Source organism: Pontibacter chinhatensis, assembly GCF_900113285.1.
Lineage (GTDB): Bacteria > Bacteroidota > Bacteroidia > Cytophagales > Hymenobacteraceae > Pontibacter > Pontibacter chinhatensis.
Map to the genome: position 1 here is coordinate 1 of NZ_FOOT01000011.1, position 23,256 is coordinate 23,256.

Genomic DNA, 23,256 nt, shown 5'->3' on the forward strand with positions numbered 1-23,256 from the left:
CCTGATTATGAACCAGTTTGTAACTTTATACCCGGAAAGATGTAGATTCTAAAACACCAGCCCGAACTCACTTACACACTTTTCTGGACACTGTCACTAATCCAGCTGAGTTAGAAGATTGGGGTAATCTGTAATAATACCATCCACTCCCATCGCTTTCAACTTCTTCATATCTTCCAGCGTATTTACCGTCCACGGCACCAGCTTTATACTTTGCTCTTTGCATTTTGCGGCTAAGTCGGGGGTAACCAGGCTAAAGTGGGGGCTGTAGATCTGGGGCTTATAGCCTAGCTTCTCCAGGTGCTCCTCGAAGCTCATGTTGGCGTCACCAACCAAAAGGGCCGTAGTTACCTCAGGATAACGCTGGTGCACCTGTTGTATCTGCCTCCTGTCGAACGACTGGATGTAAAAACGCCCGGTGATGTTTTGCTTTCGCACCACATCCATTACAAGCGCCACGTATTCTTCCGGCTTTGGCTGATACACCCCATCCTGATCGGGGTTCGCTTTTATCTCTATGTTATAGATGACTGGCGGTAACCCTTTGGCGGAAGTATACTGCTCTACCGAATCTATTAACTCTCCCAAAAGCGGCATGTACGCTTGCATTTTCTGCTGCTCCGGAAAGCCATTATGGTACCTGGTGCCAACGTCATACTTGCGGATCTCGGCATAAGGCATCTGGTAAAGCAACAGTTGCCTTGCCCGCTCCGGTGTCAGTTCCTCGCCTTCGGGGGTAAGCGTTATCTGGGGGTTGATGTGAGGATCATGCGCCACGACCACCTGCTTGTCGCTGCTGATCTGTATGTCGACCTCCAACACATTGGCCCCGTCGTCTATGGCCTTTTTCATGGAGGGGATCGTGTTTTCAGGCATATACCCTCTTGTGCCCCGGTGCCCTACTTTAAAGAACTCCGGCATACTTGTCTGTTCCGTCTCCACAACCGGAGAACCGCTGCAGCCCCATAGCAGGAACAGCACCAGCATAAAGTATAACTTTGGTTGGAGTCTTAATAGCATATTCATTTAGCTAAGCTGTTAGAAATCTCTTTCGCGGATACGAGCCAAAAGTATAAATTATACTTCAACTTATTTCAGGTAGCCGCCATTCTTCAGAACTTCCGCCCACTTCTTGTACCCTTCATGCGTTAGGTGCAGGCCATCGTGCGTGTAGGCTTCCACCAGACGCCCCTCGCCATCCACAAACTCCGGGTAGAGGTCAATGAGCGTCACCCGCTCTTCGGCGGCCAGCTTCTTCAGCTCGTTATTCAGCCAGAACACATGCTCCTCACGGTTATAGTGCCTCGGAAACTTAGTGAACTTGTTGTTGGTGGGCAGCAGGGTCTGGAGGTAAAGCTTGGTTGTGGGCGACTCGGCTTTTATCCTGCGGACGATCTTTCTGTAATTGTTCAGGATCAGGCTGTCCGGAATGTTCCTGGACACATCGTTAATGCCAATCAGCAGAAAGATTTTGGCGGGCTTCCCTTCAGTCACCTCGTCCAGGCGCTCCAGCACCCCAAAGGTGATATCGCCTGAGATACCCCTGTTTCGAACGCGCTTGGATTCGAGCAATTCGTTCCAGTTTGGGTGCGCTGTCAGGCTATTGCCCAGAAATACGATGTCTTTTTTAGAGTTCAGGTAGGCTTTGAACTGGTCTACCTGCACCTGATAGGTTGCCGGCCGGTAGGTGCTGTCCCAGGCGGCCAGTTCCTGCGCCACCGCCTTGTTCGAAAGCATCGGCACGCAGGCAAACATCAGGCAGCCGCCCACGAGTTTCGCGATATACTTCATACTTCTCGTACGCTGTTATCTTTTAGGATTTATACTTTGGGATATTCCTGTTATAGCTGCTCTGCCAACAGGTTCGGGTAATCGGTGATGATGCCGTCTACTCCCAGCTCCTTCAGTCTGGCTATATCCTCAGCCGTGTTTGCTGTCCAGGGTACAACCTTGATATTGCGGTCGTGACAAGCCTTCACCAGCTCAGCAGTTACGAGCGTGTGGTGCGGGCTGTAAATGGTAGGCGTAAAGCCCAGATCGGCAAGGTTTTCCTCAAAGGTCTTCTTGTTGTTTGTCAGCAGCGAGGTTTTTACATGCGGGTGGCTCTTGTGCAGTTCCTGCAACGTACGGAAGTCGAAAGACTGGATGATCACCCACGGCGTGATGCCTTTACTATCCACCACTTCCATCAGCAGCTTCACAAAAGTAGCCGGCTCCGGGTGCAACTGGTTATCGCCCTTTTCTTTGGACTTGGTCTCGATGTTATAAAATACCTGTGGCAGGTTCTTCTTGTCCAGATATAACTGCACGGAGTCAATCAACTCAGACAGCAAGGGAATATAGGTCTCGGTGAGTTCCTGTTGCGGGAATTGGTCGAAGAACTTGGTTCCCATCTTAAACTGGCGCACCTGCGCATAGTCCATCTGGTAGATGGCATACTTGTTTTTCTCCTCGCTTGTCAGGTCCTTCCCTTCCGGCGTTTGCGCATACAGGGGGTTGATGTGCGGGTCGTGGGTGATCACCACCTTATGGTCCTTGGTGATATGCGCATCCATCTCGATGGTTGTCATGCCCAGGTCAATGGCCTTTCGCATGGCAGGGATGGTGTTCTCCGGCGCCAGGCCGCGGGCGCCGCGGTGGCCTTCGGTGTCAAACTTTGGCAGTTCCTGGCTGAGCTGCTGCTGCTGCTGCTGCTGCTGCTGGGGTTGTTCCTGAGCTGTTTGCTCCGGGCTTTTACAGGCGGAAGCGCAGATAAGGGATAATAGGGCGAGGTTGCGTAATTTTTTATTCATGACTAAAGCTAAGTATACTTTACAAATGGTGCTCAGGAAGTTTAAGCCACGCTTGCCGTGCTTTCATACTTGTTCCCAAAGCGGTCGGTGGCAACTACTTTTATACTTTTAATTTCTGGTGATACAGCCGTAGCGAAAATATGCTCTGTCTCTTTTGGCTCGGCAAACCCTCTTTTTTTAGGAAGCTCCTTCCCAAGATAAAGCGAATAGGCCAGCGGGTCAAAGCCCGGCGCATTCTTCAAGGTACCGGCGTACGTTCCATCAGTCCACCACTCTACTTTCCATTCCGGGTCCCAATTCCATACATTGGCTATCAGGCGCTTCTCGTCCTGGCTGTCATCGATGTACACGCTCAGCTGGTGCTCCTTCGGATGGCCCGTCGATTTATAGTACCAGCTTAGTTCGGTGCCCTTCACTTCATACACCCCATACCCTCTCGGTGTGCCATCTCCGCAGACAGGTCCGGTCCACCAGGCGCCGCACAGGGTGCCGTGCACGTGCTCATACACATTGCCTTTTATGACATTGAGGTTGTAGTGCGTGTGGCCCGACATGATATGCACCTTCCTGTCTTCCAGGATATCATACAGCTCCTGGTTGTTTGCCACCCCATTGTGCACCGGTATGTGCAGGCCAATCACGACCAGGTGATCCTTCGGCACGAACGCTAAATCCTTTTTCAGCCATGCCAGCTGCTGCTCAGAAAGGTGTCCGTCATAGTTGCGGTCTTTGCCAAGGTAGCGCACATCGTCCAGCACGACATAATGCACTTTGCCCCGGTTAAAGGAGTAGTGCGTGGGCCCGTATAGTTTCTGGAAGGTGTCGTCAGAGGCATCATCCCCGCCCTTGTTATAGTCCATATCGTGGTTGCCCAGCGCCTGGAAGAACGGAACACCGGTAGCGGCAACGGCCTTGTCATAGCTAGCGAACAAGTGGTGCTCGTCCCAAACAATGTCGCCAACGGTGATGCCGTGCACCAATGCCTCCGGTCCGAAAGACTGCACCAGCTGCTGCACATCCGGTGCTGATTGTGTCAGCATCTGCCGTACATCCTCCTCATTTTTTACCTGCGGGTCTGCCCAAACAATAAATTTATGGTTGCTATCGTCCTGCTGCAGCGGCGTAAGCTCAAAGTCATACCGTTGCTTTCCGGCTATGGTGTGGTAGAACCTGGCGATGCCGTTTTCATGCGGTATGGCATGCCCTGCGGGAACAGATACAAAGACAAGGGACGCCTGCTCATGGTAAGGAATCTCATACCGCCCCTTCCTGTCTGTTTTCACCACACTAAACCCGTCTGACACCACAACGTTTGCCACGCCTTTTCCCGATGCCTTTACCGTACCTTTTATACTTGTCTTGGCAGGTATACTAAGTCCCAGCACCGAGCGGGTACTAACCAAAAGGCCACCAGAAACGAGTAAAACGTGATTTATAAAGTCTCTTCTTTTCATCATGCAGAGGTTAAAATTTACAGGCCGGGGATAGTTTTAAGCTTCTCGAAGTAGGAAGTATAAGTGCTGTAAAGGGCGTGGTCTTTCAGCAGCAGAATCGTTTCGTTGTTGTTGCGGAGCGCGTTCAGGGTGAAGTTATGGGAGCCCGTTATGATAACATTGGAGGCCTGCCCCTCCCAGGAACCTTCCACCAGTATAAACTTGGCGTGGATGTTCATCTGCAGCTTGCCAGATTCGGTCATGTTATATACTTTAAGGTAGGCGCCCTTTTCTTCCAGGTTTCGCAAGCCCGCCAGGACATCCTCGCTGATGCTGCTCTTTACCACCAGTTCTACAGTCGCTCCCTTCTCAAGCAGTTCATCCAGCTTTTCCACAATATTTATGCGGGTGCTCGTCCAGTCAGACATGCCAATGCGAATAACTGCGGCGGATGGATCTGTGATTTTTTCCAGTAATTCGATTATGGAGTCCTCTCCGAAAGTAGCTCCCCCGCGCCGCTTTGGCAGGAAGTAAGCCGAGATACCGGTTGCAGGGTCGTGGTACTCTTTATAGTTATAGGCTTTCATCCCCTGCTGTGCCCTTTGCGCCATGTCTTGCCAGTAGCCAAGATAGGCGTCGTACAGTCCTTGGTGGGTCAGGAACACGGCATCCTGTACTTTTCTGGAACCCGAAAGTATAAAGTTGTGGGATGTCTGTAGTACCAGGTTAGTGGCTTCACCGGACCCGGTGAGCACTTTTGAAAAAAGCACGAACTTGTTGTGATTGATGGCAATGCTTCCGGCATCGCTATCCACCGTCACAAGCACTGCATTATCGGAAAGCTTTGTTTTCAGTTGATTGATAGTATACGGATTGCATTTCTGACTCTCGTCCCTGCTCAGGTCCAGCATCAGGTGCAGCTTCACCCCACGGGCATCTGCCCTGTCGAGCGCCTCCACCAGCTGGGCGTAGTCAAATAAATAAATAGAAAGATGTACCGTGGCCCCCTTTGGGCTGGCATCGATAAGGGCAATCAGCCGATCCAGGATCTGAGTGGAAGAAGCCCCACGCGCTAGTTGATCCGGGTCCGTAAACAGGACCTCCGGGAAGGAAGCCGTAACAGGTTTTGCCGCTGCAGGCTCCTCCGGCTGCGGAGTCTCCGGATCGTCTTTAGCGCTACCGCAGGCAGCAATCAGAAGGATAAAAGCGTAAAAAAAGAGTAAACGTAGATGCTGCATAGGACTAGTTTTGGTAAGGCTGCCTATCAGAGGCAGCCTTACCGGTTTTAACATCAGGCAGCTACACAACACTGCCTGTAATAATCACCTTAAACTATTCTAACTATTCTCTTTCCCACCATACTTTGGTGTTGATGTCATCTCCTCCCATGGCTTCTACCGCCTTCCTGTAGTTCTCAGCGTTCATTTGCTGCACCGTAGACGGGTAGCGGAAACGAACGGGCACGCGCTTGTCGTTGAGCATGGCCTCTGTTTTGGGCAGCTCAGGCAAGCCCGTACGGCGATACTCAAACCACTGCTGGTAATCGGTAAAGTATAAAGCCAGGTACTTTTGCAGCATGATGCGCTCAAACGTTCCGTCATAGGCAGCAGCTGGGTTCTCGAAATAATCGGCTGGCACCACGGCACCCCATTGCTCTATGGCAGCCTTCACGCCTTTCTCGTAGTGTGCCTGTGCGTCGGAGGCGATGATGCCTTTCTGGGCTAGTTCCGCCTTAATAAACTCTACTTCCGCATAGCTCATGATAACAGAGATCATCGGGGCCGTTACCAGGGCTATGTTCATCGTGGATGGCGTATAATCGAACTGTGTGTCGCTTCCCTCATACCCGCTCGGAATGCCTTTAAACCCTAATTGCGTCTTGCCATCCTTTGAGGTAGCCTGTGTAAAGAACTTCTCGCGCCTTGGGTCATTAAGCTCGTTCATGTTATCGATGAAGAAGGCTGCGGCGGCACGCCCCGTTCTGAAGTCCACGGCGCGGCCCCACGGCGAGATAAGCGGCGGAATACCCGTGATTTCAAGTATGGCGGCATGCGCATTGCTGGTAAATACAGGGTACTGATCCGGGTTATTGATAATCTCAGCCATTCTTGACTCAGCGTTTATCTCAGACTTTTTCGACACCCGGAGCAGCAGGCGCAGGCGCAGCGAGTTGCTGAAGCGCTGCCACATGCTCACGTCGTTGCCATAGAGGATGTCCGTACCATAGATCATCGTTCTTGACTTGTCGAACAAGGTGCTGGCATAATCCAGATCGCTCAGTATTTTAGTATAAACTTCCTGCTGCGAGTTAAAAGCCGGGTTAAAGATTCCCTCCTCTCCACGGGCTGCCTCCTCCATGGGAACATCCCCGAAGGAGTCCGTCAGCAGCGAGTAAACCCATGCGTTCAGCGTAAGGGCTATCGCCTCATAGTTCGGGTCCTCCGCAGCCACGGCCGCAGCATGCATCTCTTTAATGTTGGTAAGCCAGCGATAGTAGGTGTTCCAGGTGGAACTCCCCGCGTTTTCACCTATGTCATAACGGTGCTCACCGCCCGACGCACTCGGAAAAGGAAGCCCCACCTGCATGATTTCAAATGTGAAGTCATTGCTTCTGGTGGTATTGAAGCTGGCCATTTCATAGAGAGTAGGATTGAGCAGTGTGCCGGGGCTAATTTTCTCAATCCGGTTCGGATCAATGTTTATCTCCTCAAAATCGTCGGTACAGGATACGTTCAGGCAGCTTAGTGCCACGAGTAAAACAAATCCCTTTTTTATATTAAGTGTCATGATTTTATCTTTTTAAGACGAACTGTTTATACCTGATACAATTCCTGCCTAGAGTTTAAGTGTCACGTTAACGCCATAGGTTCTCGTAGACGGCAGCTGCCCCATTTCCACACCCGGCATAATGGTGCCACCATTCAATGCGGCAGTCTCCGGGTCAAAGATTGGGAACTTGGTTATCATAGCCAGGTCGCGGCCGAAAAGTGCCAGGCTCGCCCCTTGCAAGAACTTGGTGCGGGAAAGCAGCGACCCAGGCAGGTTATATTCCAGGCGCACTTCGCGCAGCTTCAGGTAGGAGGCATCAAAGGAGTTGGACTCCACGTTGGCACGGCGGTAGTAGCGCGTGTAGTAGTCTGCCGGGTTTACCTGCTTTGTGTTTGGCGAGAAAGTGCCGTCACCGTTGTCCACCACGCCATCGCCAATGATAAAGCCTTCCTCACGGCCCATCAGCGTGCTCTTCAGCTTGCCCTGTTCGGCCATTTTATGGTGCGTCTGGGAGTAAATGATGCCTCCGTACTGTCCGTCTACAAGTACACTGAAGCGGAAATTTTTGTATGATACCTCGTTAAGGAAGCCGCCTTTCCAATCAGCATAGGCGTTGCCAATGTACTGCGTCTCGTCCGGATAAGCAGGTAGACCAGCGTTGTCATATACTATCTTTCCTTCGGGGCTTCTCACAAAGCCGAAGCCGTAGATGTCACCCGTAGAGCCGCCCACTTTGGCGATAACACTTGCCTGGCCACCCGTGGCAATTACCTGCTCCTCTACACCAAGTTCCTCTGCCAGTTCCAAAATCTCATTATCATTCTTGGACCAGGTGAGAGTGGTCTTCCACTTAAAGTTGCCGTTATCGATTGGCGTACCATTCACCATGAGCTCTATACCCTGGTTTTTTACTTTTCCAGCGTTCATTACCGCCCTGCTGTAACCCGTGGTTCTGTCAAGCGGGATTTCAAGGATCTGGTTCTTGGTAAAGCTTCTGTACAGGGTTAGGTCCATGCCGATGCGGCCCTGGAACAGGCTATACTCCAGGCCAGCCTCGTAGCTGGTGGTGATCTCCGGCTTAAAGTCCACGTTGTGCAGTGTCGTCGGTACTGAGCCGGCCCCAGGGAAGTCGCTTTGTCCGTAGTACTTTCTGGTCTTGTATGGGTCTGTGTCGTTACCCACCTGCGCTGCCGACACCCTTAACTTGGCATAGGAAACCTGGCGCGGCAACATGAAGATATCGCTCAGGATAAAGCTGGAGCTGATAGAAGGATAGAAGAAGGAGTTATTCTGCACCGGCAGCGTGGAAGACCAGTCGTTACGGCCTGTCACGTCCACGAACACCTTGTCCTGGTAAGAGAAGGAAGCCAAACCATAAACGCTGTTTACTTGCTTATCTCTGTGCCCGGTCGTCATCATCGGGTTGCCGATACCGTTGGAGAGCTTGTATACTCCCGGAATCACCAGGCCGTCCACAACGCCATTCGTCAGCCTATACTTGCGCTTCATAATGTTGCCACCAATAGAGGTGCGCACATCAATATCGCTTCCGATCTTCTCCTTATAGGTAATCAAGGCGTCAGAGTTAATCTCATAGTCGAAGATGCTTTGCTCCTTGTAGTAGCCGAAGGGGAAGTTGGCCGTGTTGAACGGGCGTTGCTGCTCGCGATCTTCGCTGCTCAAATCAACCCCGGAGCGAACCATCAGATCAAACTTAGGAGAGATTTCATACGTGGCCGAGAGGTTACCCACAGTAGAGTAGTTGTTCAGGGCGTTGGTCATCTCATAGGCAATCACGTAAGGGTTGTCGATAAAGGAGCTGAAAGGGTGAATCTGCTCTATCTGCTCTTTGCCGCTTTTCCATCTCGGCTCGTACCAGGCTAGGTCAACGTTCGGGTTCTGGAAAATCATGAAGTAGGCGATGGACTGGTTGCTGTAGCCGGTGCCCGGCAGGTTGTCGCTTTTCTTGTGCGTGAAGTTAATCTTCGAGTTAAGGCTAAGCTTGTCTGTCGCCTTATAGTTCAGGCTCAGGGCCGCCGACATGCGCTCAAAGCCGGTGTTGGGCATAATCCACTCGTTCTTGGAGTGTGTGATAGAGGCGCGCGCTGAACCTTTCTCATTGCCGCCTTCTACAGACACGTTATTGGTAACGGTATACCCGGTCTTGAAGAAACCTTTGATGTTGTCCTTGTAAGGTCTCCACAACTGGCGCTCGGCCGACTGCCCCTCCAGTGTAGGGTCGTACTGGTAGTAGTACTGCCCATCGAACTTAGGGCCGTAGGCGCTGCTGGTACTTCCTGTGTTAGCCCCATCCTCGGAGGCACCGTAGGAGTAGTAGGGTACACCTTCTTTGTTAAAGGACTTGCCAGTTCCCTGGCCATACTCATATTGGTAATCCGGCCACCGGAGCACATCGTTAAAACTGACGTTGGTGTTCACCGTTACGCCTAATCCCTTCTGGCGACGGCTGCCGGACTTGGTGGTGATGATGAGGGCACCGTTAGCGGCGCGGCTACCATAAAGTGCTGCCGCACTTGCTCCCTTCAGCACAGTTATACTTTCAATGTCGTCAGGGTTGATGTCGGCGATGCCGTTACCAAAGTCCACCGGGATGTCGTTGCCCGAGCCCGCCCCGTAAGCGTTGTCCACACCGGAGCTGGTCATCTCGCTGCTCATCGGCACGCCGTCCAGCACGATAAGCGCGTTGTTGCCATTGGCATTGAGGGAGTTATCCCCTCTTAGGGAGATGCGTGTGGAGTTTACGGGACCGGAGCCTGGAGAAACCAAGTTCAAACCCGCCACTTTACCCGATAGGGCGCTCGCAAAGTTGTTGGAACGGGCAGACGTAACGCTCTCTCCACTTACTGTTTGGGTAGCATAGCCCAGGGCCTTTTCTTCCCGTTTGATACCCAGTGCCGTCACCACCACCTCAGAGAGTTGCTGGTTGTCTGTCTGCATCCTAACGGTAAGGTTATCGCTCGCCTGGTTGACAGTTACGCTTCCCTGCTTATAACCGATATAGGTAAAGGACAGCACAGCGCCCTTTTCTACATTTACCTGAAACTTACCATCCATGTTGGTTACCCCGACAGGGGTGCCATTGGCAGCAATAGAAACGCCTGGTAAAGGAATGCCATCGGTATCATCCATGACAGTTCCCTGGACAGAAATTCTTTCGCCTTGGGGGAGATACTCCGTCAGCGATGGCCCTACCGGGGCAGCTGTAAGGGAGGGGCCTGCAGCAAAGAGGCACAGGGAGAGCATAGCTGCCCTGCCCAAATGGTGCCGGCCCTTTGGGGAGAGTGGTAAATGTTTTCTCATCTGACTTGAGCTTAGTGATTAGGTTAGTTGATGTTATTTAGGTTGTTAAGTTGATTTCCTTTTTCCAGGTAAGGGCAGTGAAGAAGATGGACAGGACGCAGGCAGCCACTAAAACCATAAAGCCTCCATCCCAGCCCAGGCCGTCCACTACAAAGCCCATGGCGACGTTAGCAAACAAGGCGCCTCCCATATACCCAAAGAGTCCGGTTAAGCCAGCGGCGGTTCCGGCAGCTTTTTTGGGCACCAGGTCCAGTGCCTGCACCCCGATAAGCATCACCGGGCCATAAATCAGGAAGCCAATGGCTATCAAAGCAGCATTATCGACCCAGATGTTACCCGCAGGGTTTTTCCAGTAGATAAGCACCGCAACCAGTACCAGCACCATGTAGATGATAGTAGCCGGGGCCCGTCGGCCGCGAAACACCTTGTCGCTGATCCAGCCACAGAGCAGTGTGCCCGGTATACCGGCATACTCGTAAGCAAAGTATGCCCAGCCCGTTTCCTTCACCGAGAACCCTTTGGCTTCCTCGAGGTAGGTTGGAGCCCAGTCCAGAATGCCGTAGCGCACCAGGTATACAAAGGCGTTGGCAAAGGCAATGTACCAGAGCACCCGGCTGGTGAACACATACTTGAAGAAGATTTCCCTGGCGGTTAGCTCTTTCTCGTGATCGGAAGTATAATTGCTGGGGTAGTCGTTTTTATACTCCTCTATGGTAGGCAGTCCGCACGACTGAGGCGTATCGCGCACGAGCATATAGGCAACCATAGCCGAAAGCAGGGCGATGATGGCCGGGAAGTATAACTTGCTTTCCCAGGTTCCGAATATGGCTACTGCCGCAATCGCCAGCGGCCCTACAAGACCGCCACCCACATTGTGCGCAATATTCCAAATCGACATCTTCGTGCCCCGCTCCTTGGTGGAGAACCAGTGCACCATTACCCTTCCGCAGGCAGGCCAGCCCATACCCTGGAACCAGCCATTCAGGAACAGCAGCACAAACATGATGGTGATAGAGCTGGTGGCAAGGGGCACCGTACCCATTACAAACATGGTGAGTGCCGAAAGCAGGAGTCCCACACTCAAAAACACACGGGCATTGCTTCTGTCCGAGACATTTCCCATCAAAAATTTACTCAGGCCATAAGCAACAGATACACCCGATAGGGCTATCCCTAGATCAGCCTTGGAGTAGCCTTGTGCTATCAGATCTGGCATGGCAAGCGAGAAGTTCTTACGAACAAGGTAGTAGCCGGCGTAGCCGAGGAAAATGCCTAAGAAAACCTGAAAGCGCAGGCGCTTGTACTCGGGGTCGATGCGCTCAAGCGGCAGGCGGTCGGCGTGTTTGGCGGGTGAGATAAGGTTCATGTACGCGGTTATACTTGTAATAAGTGGTAAAAATTATACTTTATACTTTGGAGTTAATTCTATAAAATTGATTAATCACTTGCCTTGTTAAACACAGTTACTCCCTAATAGAGGCACTATACTTACCTTCAATAGGAGGCCAACTTATACTTCTGCCCCGGCATTTATCCTCACTTAACTTGTGAAGAAAGCCCAGTAGCTGACACTTTAAAGTATCAGCTATTCAAGAATAGGTAAAGAACCGCAGCTATACTTGCCCCCAGCAAAGGACCGGCCACTGGTACCCAGGCGTAGCTCCAGTCGCTGTGGCACTTGTCCTTGATGGGCACCAGCGTATGCACCAGTCTTGGCCCCAGGTCGCGGGCGGGATTGATGGCATAGCCCGTGGTGCCACCCAGCGATAAGCCAATTGCCCACACCAGGAAAGCCACCGGAATTGCTCCCAGCGATCCCATTCCGATTGGTGTTTTGTCATCGCCCAGTTCCGGGTTGGTGAAGTAGAAAATCACGAAGATGAGCACAAAGGTGCCCAGCGCCTCGCTGAAGATATTGGAGAACCGGTGCCGGATGGCGGGACCCGTACAGAATACAGCCAGCTTCGAGGAGGCATTCTCTGTGGCATCGAAGTGCGGTTTGTATAGCAGCCATACCAGCAGTGCCCCCAGCATGGCCCCAAGCATCTGTGCCAGCACATAAGCCCCTACCTCCTGCCAGCTGAACTTGCCCGCCAGGGCCAGGGCCAGGGTAACGGCTGGGTTCAGGTGCGCGCCACTGTAAGGTGCGGCTATCACCACGCCTGCAAACACCGAAAGCGCCCAGCCGGTAGTGATTACAATCCAGCCGCTCTCACTGCCTTTGGTCCCCTTCAGGACCACGTTAGCCACCACACCGTTACCTAGTAGTATCAGAAGCATGGTGCCAATAAACTCGGCCATAAATGCTGTCATCGGTTTTTCCTGTTGCTTTGGTTGCTGATTTGTTAAATTATACCCAGGTTTTGGCCGCCTTTACCGCCTGGTGCCATCCTTTCAGGAGGGCATCCACCGCTAAGCTGCTATCCGGCTCAAAGCTTTTATCAATGTTCCACTGCTGCTGAATTTCATCAATGCTGTTCCAGTAACCCGTGGCAAGGCCTGCCAGGTAAGCCGCCCCAATAGCGGTCACTTCCGTTACTTTCGGCTTAACAACATGGGCACCCAGGATATTGGCCTGGAATTGCATGAGCAGATCGTTGGCTGTGGCGCCGCCATCTGCTCGCAGCTCTTTTATGGTTATGCCGGCGTCGGCTTCCATGGCTTTCAGTACTTCGTAAGTTTGATAAGCTATACTTTCCAGGGCAGCCCGGGCAATGTGCGCCGAAGTGGTGCCGCGTGTCATGCCCACCATGGTGCCACGGGTGTGCTGCTCCCAGTGCGGGGCTCCCATTCCCACAAAAGCGGGCACTAAGTATACTCCGTCGCTTCCGGCCACTTTTCTGGCAAGTTGCTCTACTTCCGCAGAAGACGAGATGATGCCTAGCCCGTCGCGCAGCCACTGCACTACCGCACCGGCTATGAAAATACTGCCTTCCAGCGCATAGTGCACCTGGTCGTTAATTTTCCAGGCGATGGTGGTGACAAGTCTGTGTTTGGAAATGATGGGTGCGTCGCCGATGTTCATCAGCATAAAGCAGCCGGTGCCGTAGGTATTCTTCACCATACCCGGCTTGGTGCACATCTGCCCGAACAAGGCGGCCTGCTGATCCCCGGCAATTCCGGCAATCGGAATAGGGGTAGCAAAAAGAGAGGTGGCCGTGTGGCCCACTACTTCGCTGGAGCTTTTGACCTCCGGAAGTATACTGGAAGGGATATTGAAAATCTGAAGCAGTTCTTCGTCCCAAGCTAGCGTATGGATATTATACAGTAAGGTGCGGGAGGCGTTCGTTACATCGGTGACGTGCTCTTTACCGCCCGTCATTTTCCAGATAAGCCAGGTATCGATGGTGCCGAACATCAGGCGACCGGCTTCTGCTTTCTCGCGAGCGCCCGGCACATGCTCCAGAACCCACCTGATTTTGGTAGCCGAGAAATAGGCATCAATCACCAACCCGGTTCTCTCTCTGATGTATTCCTCCAGTCCCTGCTCCTTCAGCTGGTCGCAGAACTCAGAGGTGCGGCGGTCCTGCCACACGATAGCGTTGTATACTACCTCGCCGGTTTGCCGGTCCCACAGCACGGTGGTTTCCCGCTGGTTCGTAATGCCGATGGCCTGGATATCCTTTGCCTGCAGACCGGCTTTCAGAATGGCCTCGGCAGCCACACCTACCTGTGTAGACCAGATTTCATTAGGATCATGCTCCACCCAACCCGGCTGCGGGTAATGTTGCGTAAACTCCTTCTGAGCAACCGATACAGGAGCACCTTTCTGGTCAAATATAATAGCCCTGGAGCTGGTGGTTCCCTGGTCGAAAGCAAGTATAAATTTCTGCATAGGCGCCTATGTAAGGTTAGATATGATTCACTGCTGCTGGAGCTGCGCTGTTGTATGGCTCCAGCAAATACCTGTTTGCTAACTTTATAAAATCTCTGACTTGTTCTTGCTGCCACTCCTCGTCTTTCCCCATTTCGCCTGCCATCAGGGCAGCCACCTGAGGTGCCATTTCAATAGCAGCTTTTGCATTGAGGAACAGTACCCTTAGCCTTCTTGCCAAGACATCTTCCACTGTTCTGGCCATCTCATGTCGCACCGCCCACACAACCTCAGCACCTATGTGCGAAAAAGACCTGTGCAATTTGTTTCCTAATGCCGGATGCTGCGCTACAAGTGCTTCAACTCCCGCTGCATCTGTCCCATAATATAAAAGTGGTTTCAATATATTACTTTTTTCACTTACCGCACCATGTATTCGTAAGTTTGTTGTATTACATGGTCTTGATACCAGCTTCCCGACAGCAATTGCCTTGTCAATAGTGTCCTCCGCCATCTTCCGGTAAGTTGTCCATTTACCGCCTGTTATGGTAATCAGGCCTGATGCGGCAACGATGAGTTTATGGCTGCGGGATATCTCTTTGGTGCTTCCGGCATCCTTTGTGGGTGCGGCCAGCGGACGCAGACCGGCAAACACACTCAGCACATCCTGGCGCGTTGGCTTGCGTTCCAGGTACTGTCCGGCAGTATGTAAAATGAAGTCGATCTCCGTTTCCAGGGCTGTTGGCTCAAGGCTATTCTCGTTAAGCGGCGTGTCCGTCGTTCCCAGCAGCACGTGCCCATGCCACGGCACCGCAAATAGTACCCTTCCATCCGGCGTCTTGGGTAGCATGAGCGCATTGTCCCTTTTCAAAAAGGAGCGGTCGACTACCACATGCACGCCCTGGCTTGGACGCACCAGCGGATGCTGCTTGGGCACATCCATCTGCAGGATATCGTTCACAAACACGCCCGTGGCATTGACCACCACCTTTGCTTTCAGTTTATACTTGCGGCCGCTCTCCAAATCACAGGCTTCTACCCCCACAACTTTCCCTTGCTGATCTTTCACCAGCCCCTCTACCCGCATGTAATTTAACACCACCCCACCCTGCTCCACGCAGGTCTGGGCCATGTTTACCGCAAGCCGGGCATCGTCAAACTGGCCATCGTAGTACACGATGCCTCCTTTTAGGCCATCCCGCCGCACATTCGGCAGCAAGTTTATAACCGTGTCTTTGCCAACAAGAGAGGTCTTCTGAAACCTGTAGCGGCCCGCCATCCAGTCGTATACTTTCAGGCCAATGCCATAGAACATTTTATCCCACAGGCTGTAGCTCGGTATCACGAAAGGCTGCACATGCACTAAATGCGGGGCATTCTGCAACAGCAGGCCCCGCTCATACAAGGCTTCGTAAACCAAGCTAATATCCCCCTGCGCAAGGTAGCGCACACCACCGTGCACCAGCTTTGTACTCCTGCTCGAAGTACCTTTGGCAAAATCAGCCTGCTCCAGAAGCAGGGTCCGGTAACCCCTGGATGCCGCATCAATACCAACTCCCAGCCCGGTAGCACCACCTCCAATTACAATCACATCCCATTCCAAATCCGTCTGCTCCAGCTGCTTCGCGAGTGTGGCCCTGTTGAACAGAGATTCAGAATATTTCTTTTCGTTTCCTAGCACCTAAATGCGTGTTTTATTTATTTACTATTTATTTCGATTTAAAAGTAAAAGAAACTATTTAATAATCAAATACAAGGACACTTTTTTATCGTTTTTAGTTAAATTTATGCTTTGGAGGACAGTTTAATCGGATGATACTGCAACACAAAGTATGCTTAAATCCCTAAAACTATACTTAATAAGAGGAAACTGCCTTAAAAGGCTTACTTATGGATGCAGGCTAGGTCCACAATGATACAGCTCAATCAAATCGAAAGGTTAGCCAACTTTACAGAGCTATAAAAAAGGAGAGGAAAGTATAGACATGCTGCTTCGAAAGCTCTTCATAAAAGCAAGTATGTAGTGAGGGAGCTTCAGGCGAGTTTTTCAGATCAGCTAGAAGCAAGGAATGTGGCAGTGATGTGCAATTTTGTGCTACCTCCAGCAGTTGGGACTGGCGCTACAGTTATGTGCCGAAGAAGATATTATACTTTAAAACAGCACGTTCACTGCAGCTATACTTTGGGAACCACCATCAACTTATTGTTCACCATAACTGTGGTAAAACGCACATCATATACATACTCCAGAAAGGTGTCGGCATGGTTGTCGGGTTCTATACTTGGCATAACCACCGTCCGGTTTTTCATGAAGTAGCACTGGTCCGCATACAGAAAAGCCATGTTCGGGTCGTGCATGATGGCGATGACTGTCAGGTTATTCTCCGTTAGTTTTTTGAGCTTCTCCAGCACATAGGTCTGGTAATAAACGTCGAGGTGGTTGGTGGGTTCGTCGAGCAGAATGATGCGGGGATGCTGCACGAGCACCCGCGCAATCATCACCAGTTGCTGCTCACCACCCGAGAGTTCGGTATAGGGCCTGTCGGCCAGGTGGCTGATCCCTAGTTCTTCGATGGCCTGCACCACCTTTTCTCTGTCGCTTTTACCGGGTGAGAAGACGGAAAAAGCCGCCCTACCCGTCAGCACGACATCCTTCACCTGAAAGGGAAATACCGACTTATGAAATTGCGGCAAAAAGCCCAGCACACGGGCGCAATCCGAGAAGGACATGTTGCTTCGTTCCTTTCCCATCAACTTCACAGAGCCTTTCTTATACTTTTGCAGACCCGCCACGATGTTGAAGAGCGTAGACTTGCCGCTGCCGTTGCGGCCAAGCAAAACAGAGAACCTGTTGGCTGGGAAAGCCACGCTTACTTCTTCCAGTACCGGCGTTTGGCCATACCCGAAGCTGAGGCCTTTTACTTCAATTGCTGCTTCTGTCATACCCAGTTGATTTTGCTTTTCTTCATTAAAAACAGAAAGAAGGGTGCTCCCAGCAACATCGTGAAAATGCCGATCGGAATCTCAAACTCCATCAGCGAGCGGGAGAAGTTGTCGATGATAACCAGAAAAGACCCGCCAAAAAATATGTTTGCCGGCATGGCTCTCCGGTTGTCCGGCCCGACCAGCATACGCGTGAGGTGCGGTATGAACAAGCCATACATGCTAATGACACCAGCCGCCGCCACCGATGTAGAGGTGGTGAGCGTAGCCAGACATACCAGTATGGCTTTATCGGCAGTTGGGTTCACGCCAACGGCTTTCGCCTCCTCCTCCCCTAAGGCCAGCAGATTAAGCCGCCAGCGCATCAGGCACATTCCCCCTATTCCTGCTCCCACCGGCAAGGCAGCGGTGTTAAGCTTGTCCCAGGAGGCGTGGTGCAGGTTGCCCATTGTCCACTGCACGATGGCCTGCAGCTTGTAAGGGTCACTGATATACTGCACGACGGTGAGGGAGGCCGTGAAAATACCCGAAACAATCATCCCGGAAAGTATAACTGCAACAATGGAGGCGCTTTTGTTGGAGAAGGCGAAAGAGTACGTTAGGATGACGGAAACTATACCCAGCGCAAAAGCAGCCAGGTTGATGTTGATAAAGGGAAACGCAATGGCCAGCGCAGCCCCAAAAGCAGAGCCCGAGGAGATGCCCAACACATAGGGATCTACCAGCGGATTCCGAAAAATACCCTGCAAGGCTCCTCCCGAGGAAGCCAGCCCAGCCCCGATGATGAACGTGAGCAACACCCGGGGTAGTCGTACGTTCTCGATGATATTGTTGATCATAAACAGCTTTGTAGAGCTTTCATCAACATTGCCTGCCAGCGCAGCCCTGCCCCAATCCCAATAATCTGCAAAGTGGAGTCCTTGCGACGGACCAACCGTCAAGGAATACAGCAGGAGCGGTAAGGGCAGACCGTAGATCAGGAAGGCTGTCAGGAATTTTCTCATTCAAGAAGTGCTACAGCTTTGTCCCCATACAGATTCGTCATGATGTCCCTTCGGTTCTCTTCGAGGTCGAAGTTCTCTTTCTGGCCATAGCAGATATTATGCAGCTCGATGGCGGCATACATGATCTTGAGGGTATGGGGGTCGTAGAAAAAAGGCGGCTCCAGCACATGCACCTGCTTGTTTCTGACGGCTTTCAGCACCGAAAGCTCCTTTTTGCTATAGAGTTCCTGCGGGTCTGTGTTCCAGAGCAGGATAAGGTCCGGGTCCCAGGAGATCAGCGTTTCCGGGTTGATGTTGGGCTGATCCACAGCGAAGGTGCAGGCGTTTCGTACGCCTGCCAGCCGGAAGCACTCGCTCATGCGGCTGTTCTGGCCCGATGTGGAGTAGATACGGCCACCCGACCAGGCATAGTAAACCGACTTCTTCTGCCCGATGTGCTCAGTGGCTTCCTGTATCTCGTTTAGTTTGTGGCGGGTATAAGCCAGCAATTCCTTCGCCCGCTCATAGGTACCAGTTAGCTTGCCGATGTTTTCAATTTCCTTAAACAACTGCTCATTGTTCTGTGGCGAAACGGCAAACACATGAATGCCTAAACTCTCCAGCAAACGAATGGCATCCGTCTGCCCGGAGGCAATGATCACCAGGTCCGGTTTAAGCGCCAGTATACTTTCGATGTTGGCTGAAGTCTCCCAGTTCCCCGGCGCCGATAGCTCCTTTCTGGCAATGCGCGGGTCCAGCCTACTGAAATACTTAAAGGTCTCGGGATTCGTATAGATGTTGTTCTGGATGCCCACCACGGAATGCTCCGCATGCAACATGTACATGCCATCTAACGCACCCTGATATAGCACCACCACGCGATGGGCCGGCTCGCTTAGGCGTATCTCCTTTCCCCGTATGTCGGTTACTGCAATTGCGCCATCCGCTGCCGTACTTTCGCCACTCTTACGATGGCAAGCGCCTAGAACAAGTAAGCCGACACTGATGACTATAACCCACCGAACAACCATCATACTTCTCCAAATGGCCATACTTACTTCGCAAAATTGCTGTATCCTTCCTTTTGAGACCATCATACGGAGCAGTCGTTCATGTTCAACATCATAGAATACCAAAAGGCAGACTGTTCCTTGCGTTACTAAAGGATCGGTCTGCTTTTAGAATTATAGTATACCTGGCTATACTTGTAACAGGGCGGTCGTACCCTATTAAGTAGTTGCCAACCTGGCTTTCTTTTCTGCTACCTTTTCCAGCAGCCAGTTGCACCACTCGTCCAGGCCCTCGCCCTTCAGACTACTGATAGTCATTACCTCGATGGTTGGATTAACCTCTCTCGCGTCCTGCGTAACAGCCTCCACGGAGAAGGGCACGTAGGGCAACAGATCAGCTTTGGAAATTACCATGAGTTCGCTGGTCAGGAACATGCGCGGGTATTTCTTTGGTTTGTCGTCGCCCTCGGTGGCGGCCAGCACCGTCACGCGGATGTCCTCGCCCAAGTCGAAGGCGGCCGGGCACACCAGGTTGCCCACGTTCTCGATGAAGAGCAGGTCCACGCCCGCCAAATCGATGTGGTCGAGCGCCTGCAGAATCATCTGCGCCTCAATGTGGCACATGCCCCCGGTCACGATCTGCAGGGCGTTGATGCCCACCTCCTTCATCCTGACCGCGTCGCGGTCGGTCTCCGGGTCGCCCACCAGCACGGCCAGGTTCAACTTGTCGCTCAGGCGCTTGCCCGTCTCCTGCATCAGGGTCGTCTTGCCGCTGCCCGGCGAGGAGCACACGTTGATGACCAGCACGTCGGATAGCTTCTCGCGGATGGCCTTGGCCACAAAGTCGTTGGCCTTCAAAAGGTTCAGCGTCGTGTTGTCGCACTGCACCGAGCCCACCGGCATTCGATTGCTCTTGGGAATGGAGGGTGTACTCATATCGTTATACTTTAAGTCCTGTGGTTAATTCTCTAAAAACTCAACCCGGCTGATCTGTAGCTCTTCCCCCTGCACAATATTCCTGGAGGGAGTCCCGCATTCACACACAAACTTGTGCCGCTTCACTTCAAAATCTTTATCACAAGTATGGCAATGTGCCATGATAGGCAGCAGCAGCACTTCCAGTTCTATACTTGCCAGGGTGGGCTCCTCCACGATGAGCGCCTCGAAGGCGTTCTGTATGAGGATGGGCTGGATGTTGCTCAGCAATCCCGCCTCAATCTGTACTTTTATTATCCGCTTATACTTATCCGGATAAGCTTCCTGCAGCATTTCAAAAACGTTCCTGACGATCGACGCTTCGTGCATGGCTTCGCTTGCTTGGGCTACTCCTTACTTTTCAATCACTACAATTGCTTCGGCAGGTGTCTCTTCCAATACACTTTCAACTGGTGCTTCATCCATGGCGGCAGCTTTCTTGGCCGCGCCGTTTGCTGCCACTTCCTTTTTCACCCGTTTTGCCCCGGAACGTTTCGTCTGTTTTTCAACAACCGGGATTGCCTCTGCTGCTGTCGGTTCAACAACATGCACCTCCTCCGGCTCGCTTTCATCCAACCCTTGTTTATGCCTCGTAAACTGCCAGCATAGTTGTCCAATGGCACTCAGCCAGTCGTATAGCAGGGCGCCCTGGTCTCCCATCGCCCTGATCATTACAACGTTAGAACCACGCTGCGTAAAGCCGAAGGTTAACCCTTCATACTGCGTCGCCAGAATTTCATCGAGTTCCTCCTTCAGTTCCACGGCAAATGGCGAAACGTAGATCAGGGTAGCCTGATGCGTATAACCTTCCTCATAAAACAGAATGGAATTAAGCGGTTGACGCCCGGGCTCCAGCAACTGGTTATCTAACAGCACAAGCTTTTTATCTCTGTATACTTTGGTGACACTGTGCAGGCGTGTAAACTCAAACGACTCCCCCGAATGCACCCTTCCCGAACCAATGATGTCTCCCCAAATCAATGTGGCGCTTTCATCCAGGTGAATCTCATTGTAGACCTTAAAATCAGACTTGGCGAAAGGGATGATGGGATGGGGAATATACTTGTAGATACCATCCTGCTTTACCTGCACCTGCGTCCTTTGCGTCGCGCCCTTTTCCATCGGGTGGAGCTTGCCGAACGATTGCGTGAAAAACTTCAGTTGCGCCCCTTCCTGCACCTCTACCGTGATATCGATCTCGTCTCCCTCCAGAATACCCGGAGAAGAGCTCATCATGATGAGCTCCAGGTGCTCGTGCAAATGCCGGGAACCATAATGGATCACTTTATAGGGTGCAGTATAGCCGCATTCTTTCAGCAACGTGTGCTCCCCTTCCCGCTCTGCGCTAATCTTTATGCTACTTTTAAACATGCGCCTCCCTTCTTTCGAGCAAAGCATACGTTTTGATCCAGTTGATCACCTTATCAAGGCCCTCCAGTTTCATAAGGTTGGTGAAGATGTAGGGGCGATCGCCCCGCATTTTCTTCGAGTCCCTATCCATTACGCCCAAATCCGCATTCACATAAGGGGCCAGGTCAGTCTTGTTGATGATCAACAGGTCGGAGCGGGTAATGCCCGGGCCGCCTTTGCGGGGCATCTTGTCGCCCTCTGCCACGTCGATCACAAAAATGGTCACATCGGCCAGGTCCGGGCTGTAGGTAGCTGAGAGGTTATCGCCGCCGCTCTCAATGAAAACAATTTCTGTATCCGGATGGCGCTCTACCAGCTCTTCCACCGCCTCGATGTTCATGGAGGCATCCTCACGGATAGCCGTATGCGGACAGCCGCCTGTCTCCACCCCTATGATCCGGTCGGCAGGCAGACTGGAATTCTTTATCAGAAAATCTGCGTCCTCCCGGGTATAGATGTCGTTGGTCACGACGCAGATGCTGTACTCCTCCCCCATTTTGCGCGTCAGCCTTTCTATCAAGGCTGTCTTTCCAGAGCCTACCGGCCCTGCTACCCCTATTCTCACATGTTTCTTCGGCATAAGGTATCTGGTTAGGTTGTGCTGTTTCTTTAGGAAATGTATAGTCTTGTATATTGCTTCTCGTGCTGCATGCACCGAATGTCCTGCCCAATGCAACACAGCCCCACCATGTCCTCATCCAGGCTTTCCTGCTCCTCCACCAGTTGCTGTATGGTCGGCTGCAAATCAAAAAGGATCTTCTGCGCATCGTTCTGGCTGATGGGCACCAGCTTGGCGCAGTTAGTCACAATGCCGTTCAGCATGTTATAGTACAAGGCATATAAGCTCTCCTTTAAAGTGATGCCGTGGGCGTGTGCAAACATGGCAAAGGCAATTGCATAGTGCCCATGCAGCTTTCCTTCCTGAATACTTTTCAGGTAGTTGGTGCAGCGCTTGACCGGGTGCAGCGTCTGCGTCAGCTTCAGGAAGCGAATAGCGAGTTTCTTGCTAGCCATCCGAATCTCGGCAGGTCCTTTAATCACAGTGATGAACTCATCCAGTTTCTGAAACTCCCGGGCTGGTTTTTTCTCCTCCAGTAGCTTCCAGGTCATCTGCAGGAAAGCGGCGTCATTGTAGTAAATGCTATGGCGCAGCATGTTTTTCGCGTAAACAGTTGCCGAAGGCGTATCCTTCACAATGCCCTGGCTCACGTAAGACTCCAGGCCATAGGATTGGGTGAAGCTTCCAATGGGAAACATCGAGTCGTTAATTTGGAGCAAGGTTAACAAGGGCTGCATAGGCGTATTTACTTTAGGGTTATTTTTCTGCTGTAGTTGCTCTCGTGCCGGCGCACCCGCAGTGCGTGTGTTTTCAAGAGCTTGCGTACCTCCCGCCGCGGCTCGTAACCAGCGCGCTCCAGCAACCGGTACAACGGGTATTCGAACTCCACCAGCACCTCTGCCGCTTCGTTGATGAAGATGGGGATGTGTTTGTTTCCGATCTCGAAGCACACGGTTCCCATACCTTTGAAAGTAGTAGGCTTAAACACAATGCACTCACACGGAAGTATGTTGACCACAATCGCCCGCTCCGCATCCATATAAAGGATATCGCCATCCTCCAGCGGGGTGGTATCCTTTCGGATGCCTACTTCCTGACCAGCCCGTGTTCGTTTCCGAAGTATGGATTTGCCTGTGTCAAACCAATCCAGGTCCAGGTAATCCAGCCCCAGGCTGTCAGTGGTGGTGTCAGACAGGTTACCTAGCACCTTTTCTACTAATAGCATATTTGTAAACGTGCTCCCGGGC

Annotated in this window: 20 protein-coding genes; all 20 read right to left on the reverse strand. The window is 52.0% G+C overall.

Going from position 1 to position 23,256, the window contains the following annotated elements; translation table 11 throughout:
- Positions 1-96: 96 nt before the first annotated feature.
- On the reverse strand, positions 97-1,020 hold the full coding sequence (locus BM040_RS19675) for a glycerophosphodiester phosphodiesterase family protein (protein ID WP_175491132.1): 924 nt from the start codon (positions 1,018-1,020) through the stop codon (positions 97-99).
- A gap of 69 nt (positions 1,021-1,089) precedes the next feature.
- Positions 1,090-1,791 (reverse strand): GDSL-type esterase/lipase family protein, encoded by a 702-nt coding sequence (locus BM040_RS19680; protein ID WP_092105180.1) that lies wholly within the window; start codon positions 1,789-1,791, stop codon positions 1,090-1,092.
- Between the two features lie 50 nt (positions 1,792-1,841).
- Positions 1,842-2,792: a glycerophosphodiester phosphodiesterase gene (locus BM040_RS19685; protein ID WP_092105182.1), complete on the reverse strand. Its 951-nt coding sequence runs from the start codon at positions 2,790-2,792 to the stop codon at positions 1,842-1,844.
- A 41-nt stretch (positions 2,793-2,833) separates the two neighbouring features.
- Complete coding sequence (locus tag BM040_RS19690; RefSeq protein WP_217646800.1) at positions 2,834-4,249, reverse strand: calcineurin-like phosphoesterase C-terminal domain-containing protein; 1,416 nt, start codon at positions 4,247-4,249, stop codon at positions 2,834-2,836.
- Positions 4,250-4,263: 14 nt separating this feature from the next.
- Positions 4,264-5,463 carry a phospholipase D-like domain-containing protein gene (locus BM040_RS19695; protein WP_175491133.1) on the reverse strand — a complete coding sequence of 400 codons (1,200 nt, stop codon included), beginning with the start codon at positions 5,461-5,463 and terminating at the stop codon, positions 4,264-4,266.
- A gap of 103 nt (positions 5,464-5,566) precedes the next feature.
- Positions 5,567-7,012, reverse strand: a complete 1,446-nt coding sequence (locus tag BM040_RS19700; RefSeq protein ID WP_092105188.1) for a SusD/RagB family nutrient-binding outer membrane lipoprotein — start codon at positions 7,010-7,012, stop codon at positions 5,567-5,569.
- 48 nt (positions 7,013-7,060) lie between these two features.
- Complete coding sequence (locus tag BM040_RS19705; protein WP_175491134.1) at positions 7,061-10,315, reverse strand: SusC/RagA family TonB-linked outer membrane protein; 3,255 nt, start codon at positions 10,313-10,315, stop codon at positions 7,061-7,063.
- Positions 10,316-10,352: 37 nt separating this feature from the next.
- The gene (gene glpT / locus BM040_RS19710) at positions 10,353-11,681 is read right to left on the reverse strand and encodes a glycerol-3-phosphate transporter (protein ID WP_092105190.1); all 1,329 of its coding nucleotides are present in this window, start codon (positions 11,679-11,681) and stop codon (positions 10,353-10,355) included.
- Between the two features lie 215 nt (positions 11,682-11,896).
- The gene (locus tag BM040_RS19715; RefSeq protein WP_092105192.1) at positions 11,897-12,628 is read right to left on the reverse strand and encodes an MIP/aquaporin family protein; all 732 of its coding nucleotides are present in this window, start codon (positions 12,626-12,628) and stop codon (positions 11,897-11,899) included.
- A 37-nt stretch (positions 12,629-12,665) separates the two neighbouring features.
- Entirely contained in the window at positions 12,666-14,150 is a 1,485-nt protein-coding gene (gene glpK / locus BM040_RS19720; RefSeq protein WP_092105194.1) for a glycerol kinase GlpK, read from the reverse strand.
- 16 nt (positions 14,151-14,166) lie between these two features.
- The gene (locus BM040_RS19725; protein ID WP_245756308.1) at positions 14,167-15,810 is read right to left on the reverse strand and encodes a glycerol-3-phosphate dehydrogenase/oxidase; all 1,644 of its coding nucleotides are present in this window, start codon (positions 15,808-15,810) and stop codon (positions 14,167-14,169) included.
- A gap of 494 nt (positions 15,811-16,304) precedes the next feature.
- Positions 16,305-17,072 (reverse strand): ABC transporter ATP-binding protein, encoded by a 768-nt coding sequence (locus BM040_RS19730; protein ID WP_092105196.1) that lies wholly within the window; start codon positions 17,070-17,072, stop codon positions 16,305-16,307.
- Positions 17,069-18,076: a FecCD family ABC transporter permease gene (locus BM040_RS19735; RefSeq protein ID WP_092105198.1), complete on the reverse strand. Its 1,008-nt coding sequence runs from the start codon at positions 18,074-18,076 to the stop codon at positions 17,069-17,071. The genes BM040_RS19730 and BM040_RS19735 overlap by 4 nt, the downstream gene beginning before the upstream one ends.
- Entirely contained in the window at positions 18,073-19,107 is a 1,035-nt protein-coding gene (locus BM040_RS19740) for an ABC transporter substrate-binding protein (RefSeq protein WP_175491135.1), read from the reverse strand. The genes BM040_RS19735 and BM040_RS19740 overlap by 4 nt, the downstream gene beginning before the upstream one ends.
- 177 nt (positions 19,108-19,284) lie before the next feature.
- The gene (hypB, locus tag BM040_RS19745; protein ID WP_092105202.1) at positions 19,285-20,001 is read right to left on the reverse strand and encodes a hydrogenase nickel incorporation protein HypB; all 717 of its coding nucleotides are present in this window, start codon (positions 19,999-20,001) and stop codon (positions 19,285-19,287) included.
- A 24-nt stretch (positions 20,002-20,025) separates the two neighbouring features.
- Positions 20,026-20,370, reverse strand: a complete 345-nt coding sequence (locus tag BM040_RS19750; protein WP_092105204.1) for a hydrogenase maturation nickel metallochaperone HypA/HybF — start codon at positions 20,368-20,370, stop codon at positions 20,026-20,028.
- 24 nt (positions 20,371-20,394) lie between these two features.
- Complete coding sequence (locus BM040_RS19755) at positions 20,395-21,411, reverse strand: urease accessory protein UreD (RefSeq protein ID WP_092105206.1); 1,017 nt, start codon at positions 21,409-21,411, stop codon at positions 20,395-20,397.
- On the reverse strand, positions 21,404-22,030 hold the full coding sequence (ureG, locus tag BM040_RS19760; RefSeq protein ID WP_092105208.1) for an urease accessory protein UreG: 627 nt from the start codon (positions 22,028-22,030) through the stop codon (positions 21,404-21,406). The genes BM040_RS19755 and ureG overlap by 8 nt, the downstream gene beginning before the upstream one ends.
- A gap of 29 nt (positions 22,031-22,059) precedes the next feature.
- Positions 22,060-22,746 carry an urease accessory protein UreF gene (locus BM040_RS19765; protein ID WP_092105210.1) on the reverse strand — a complete coding sequence of 229 codons (687 nt, stop codon included), beginning with the start codon at positions 22,744-22,746 and terminating at the stop codon, positions 22,060-22,062.
- Between the two features lie 8 nt (positions 22,747-22,754).
- Positions 22,755-23,234, reverse strand: coding sequence for an urease accessory protein UreE (locus BM040_RS19770; protein WP_175491136.1), 480 nt, complete (start codon positions 23,232-23,234; stop codon positions 22,755-22,757).
- Positions 23,235-23,256: the final 22 nt, after the last annotated feature.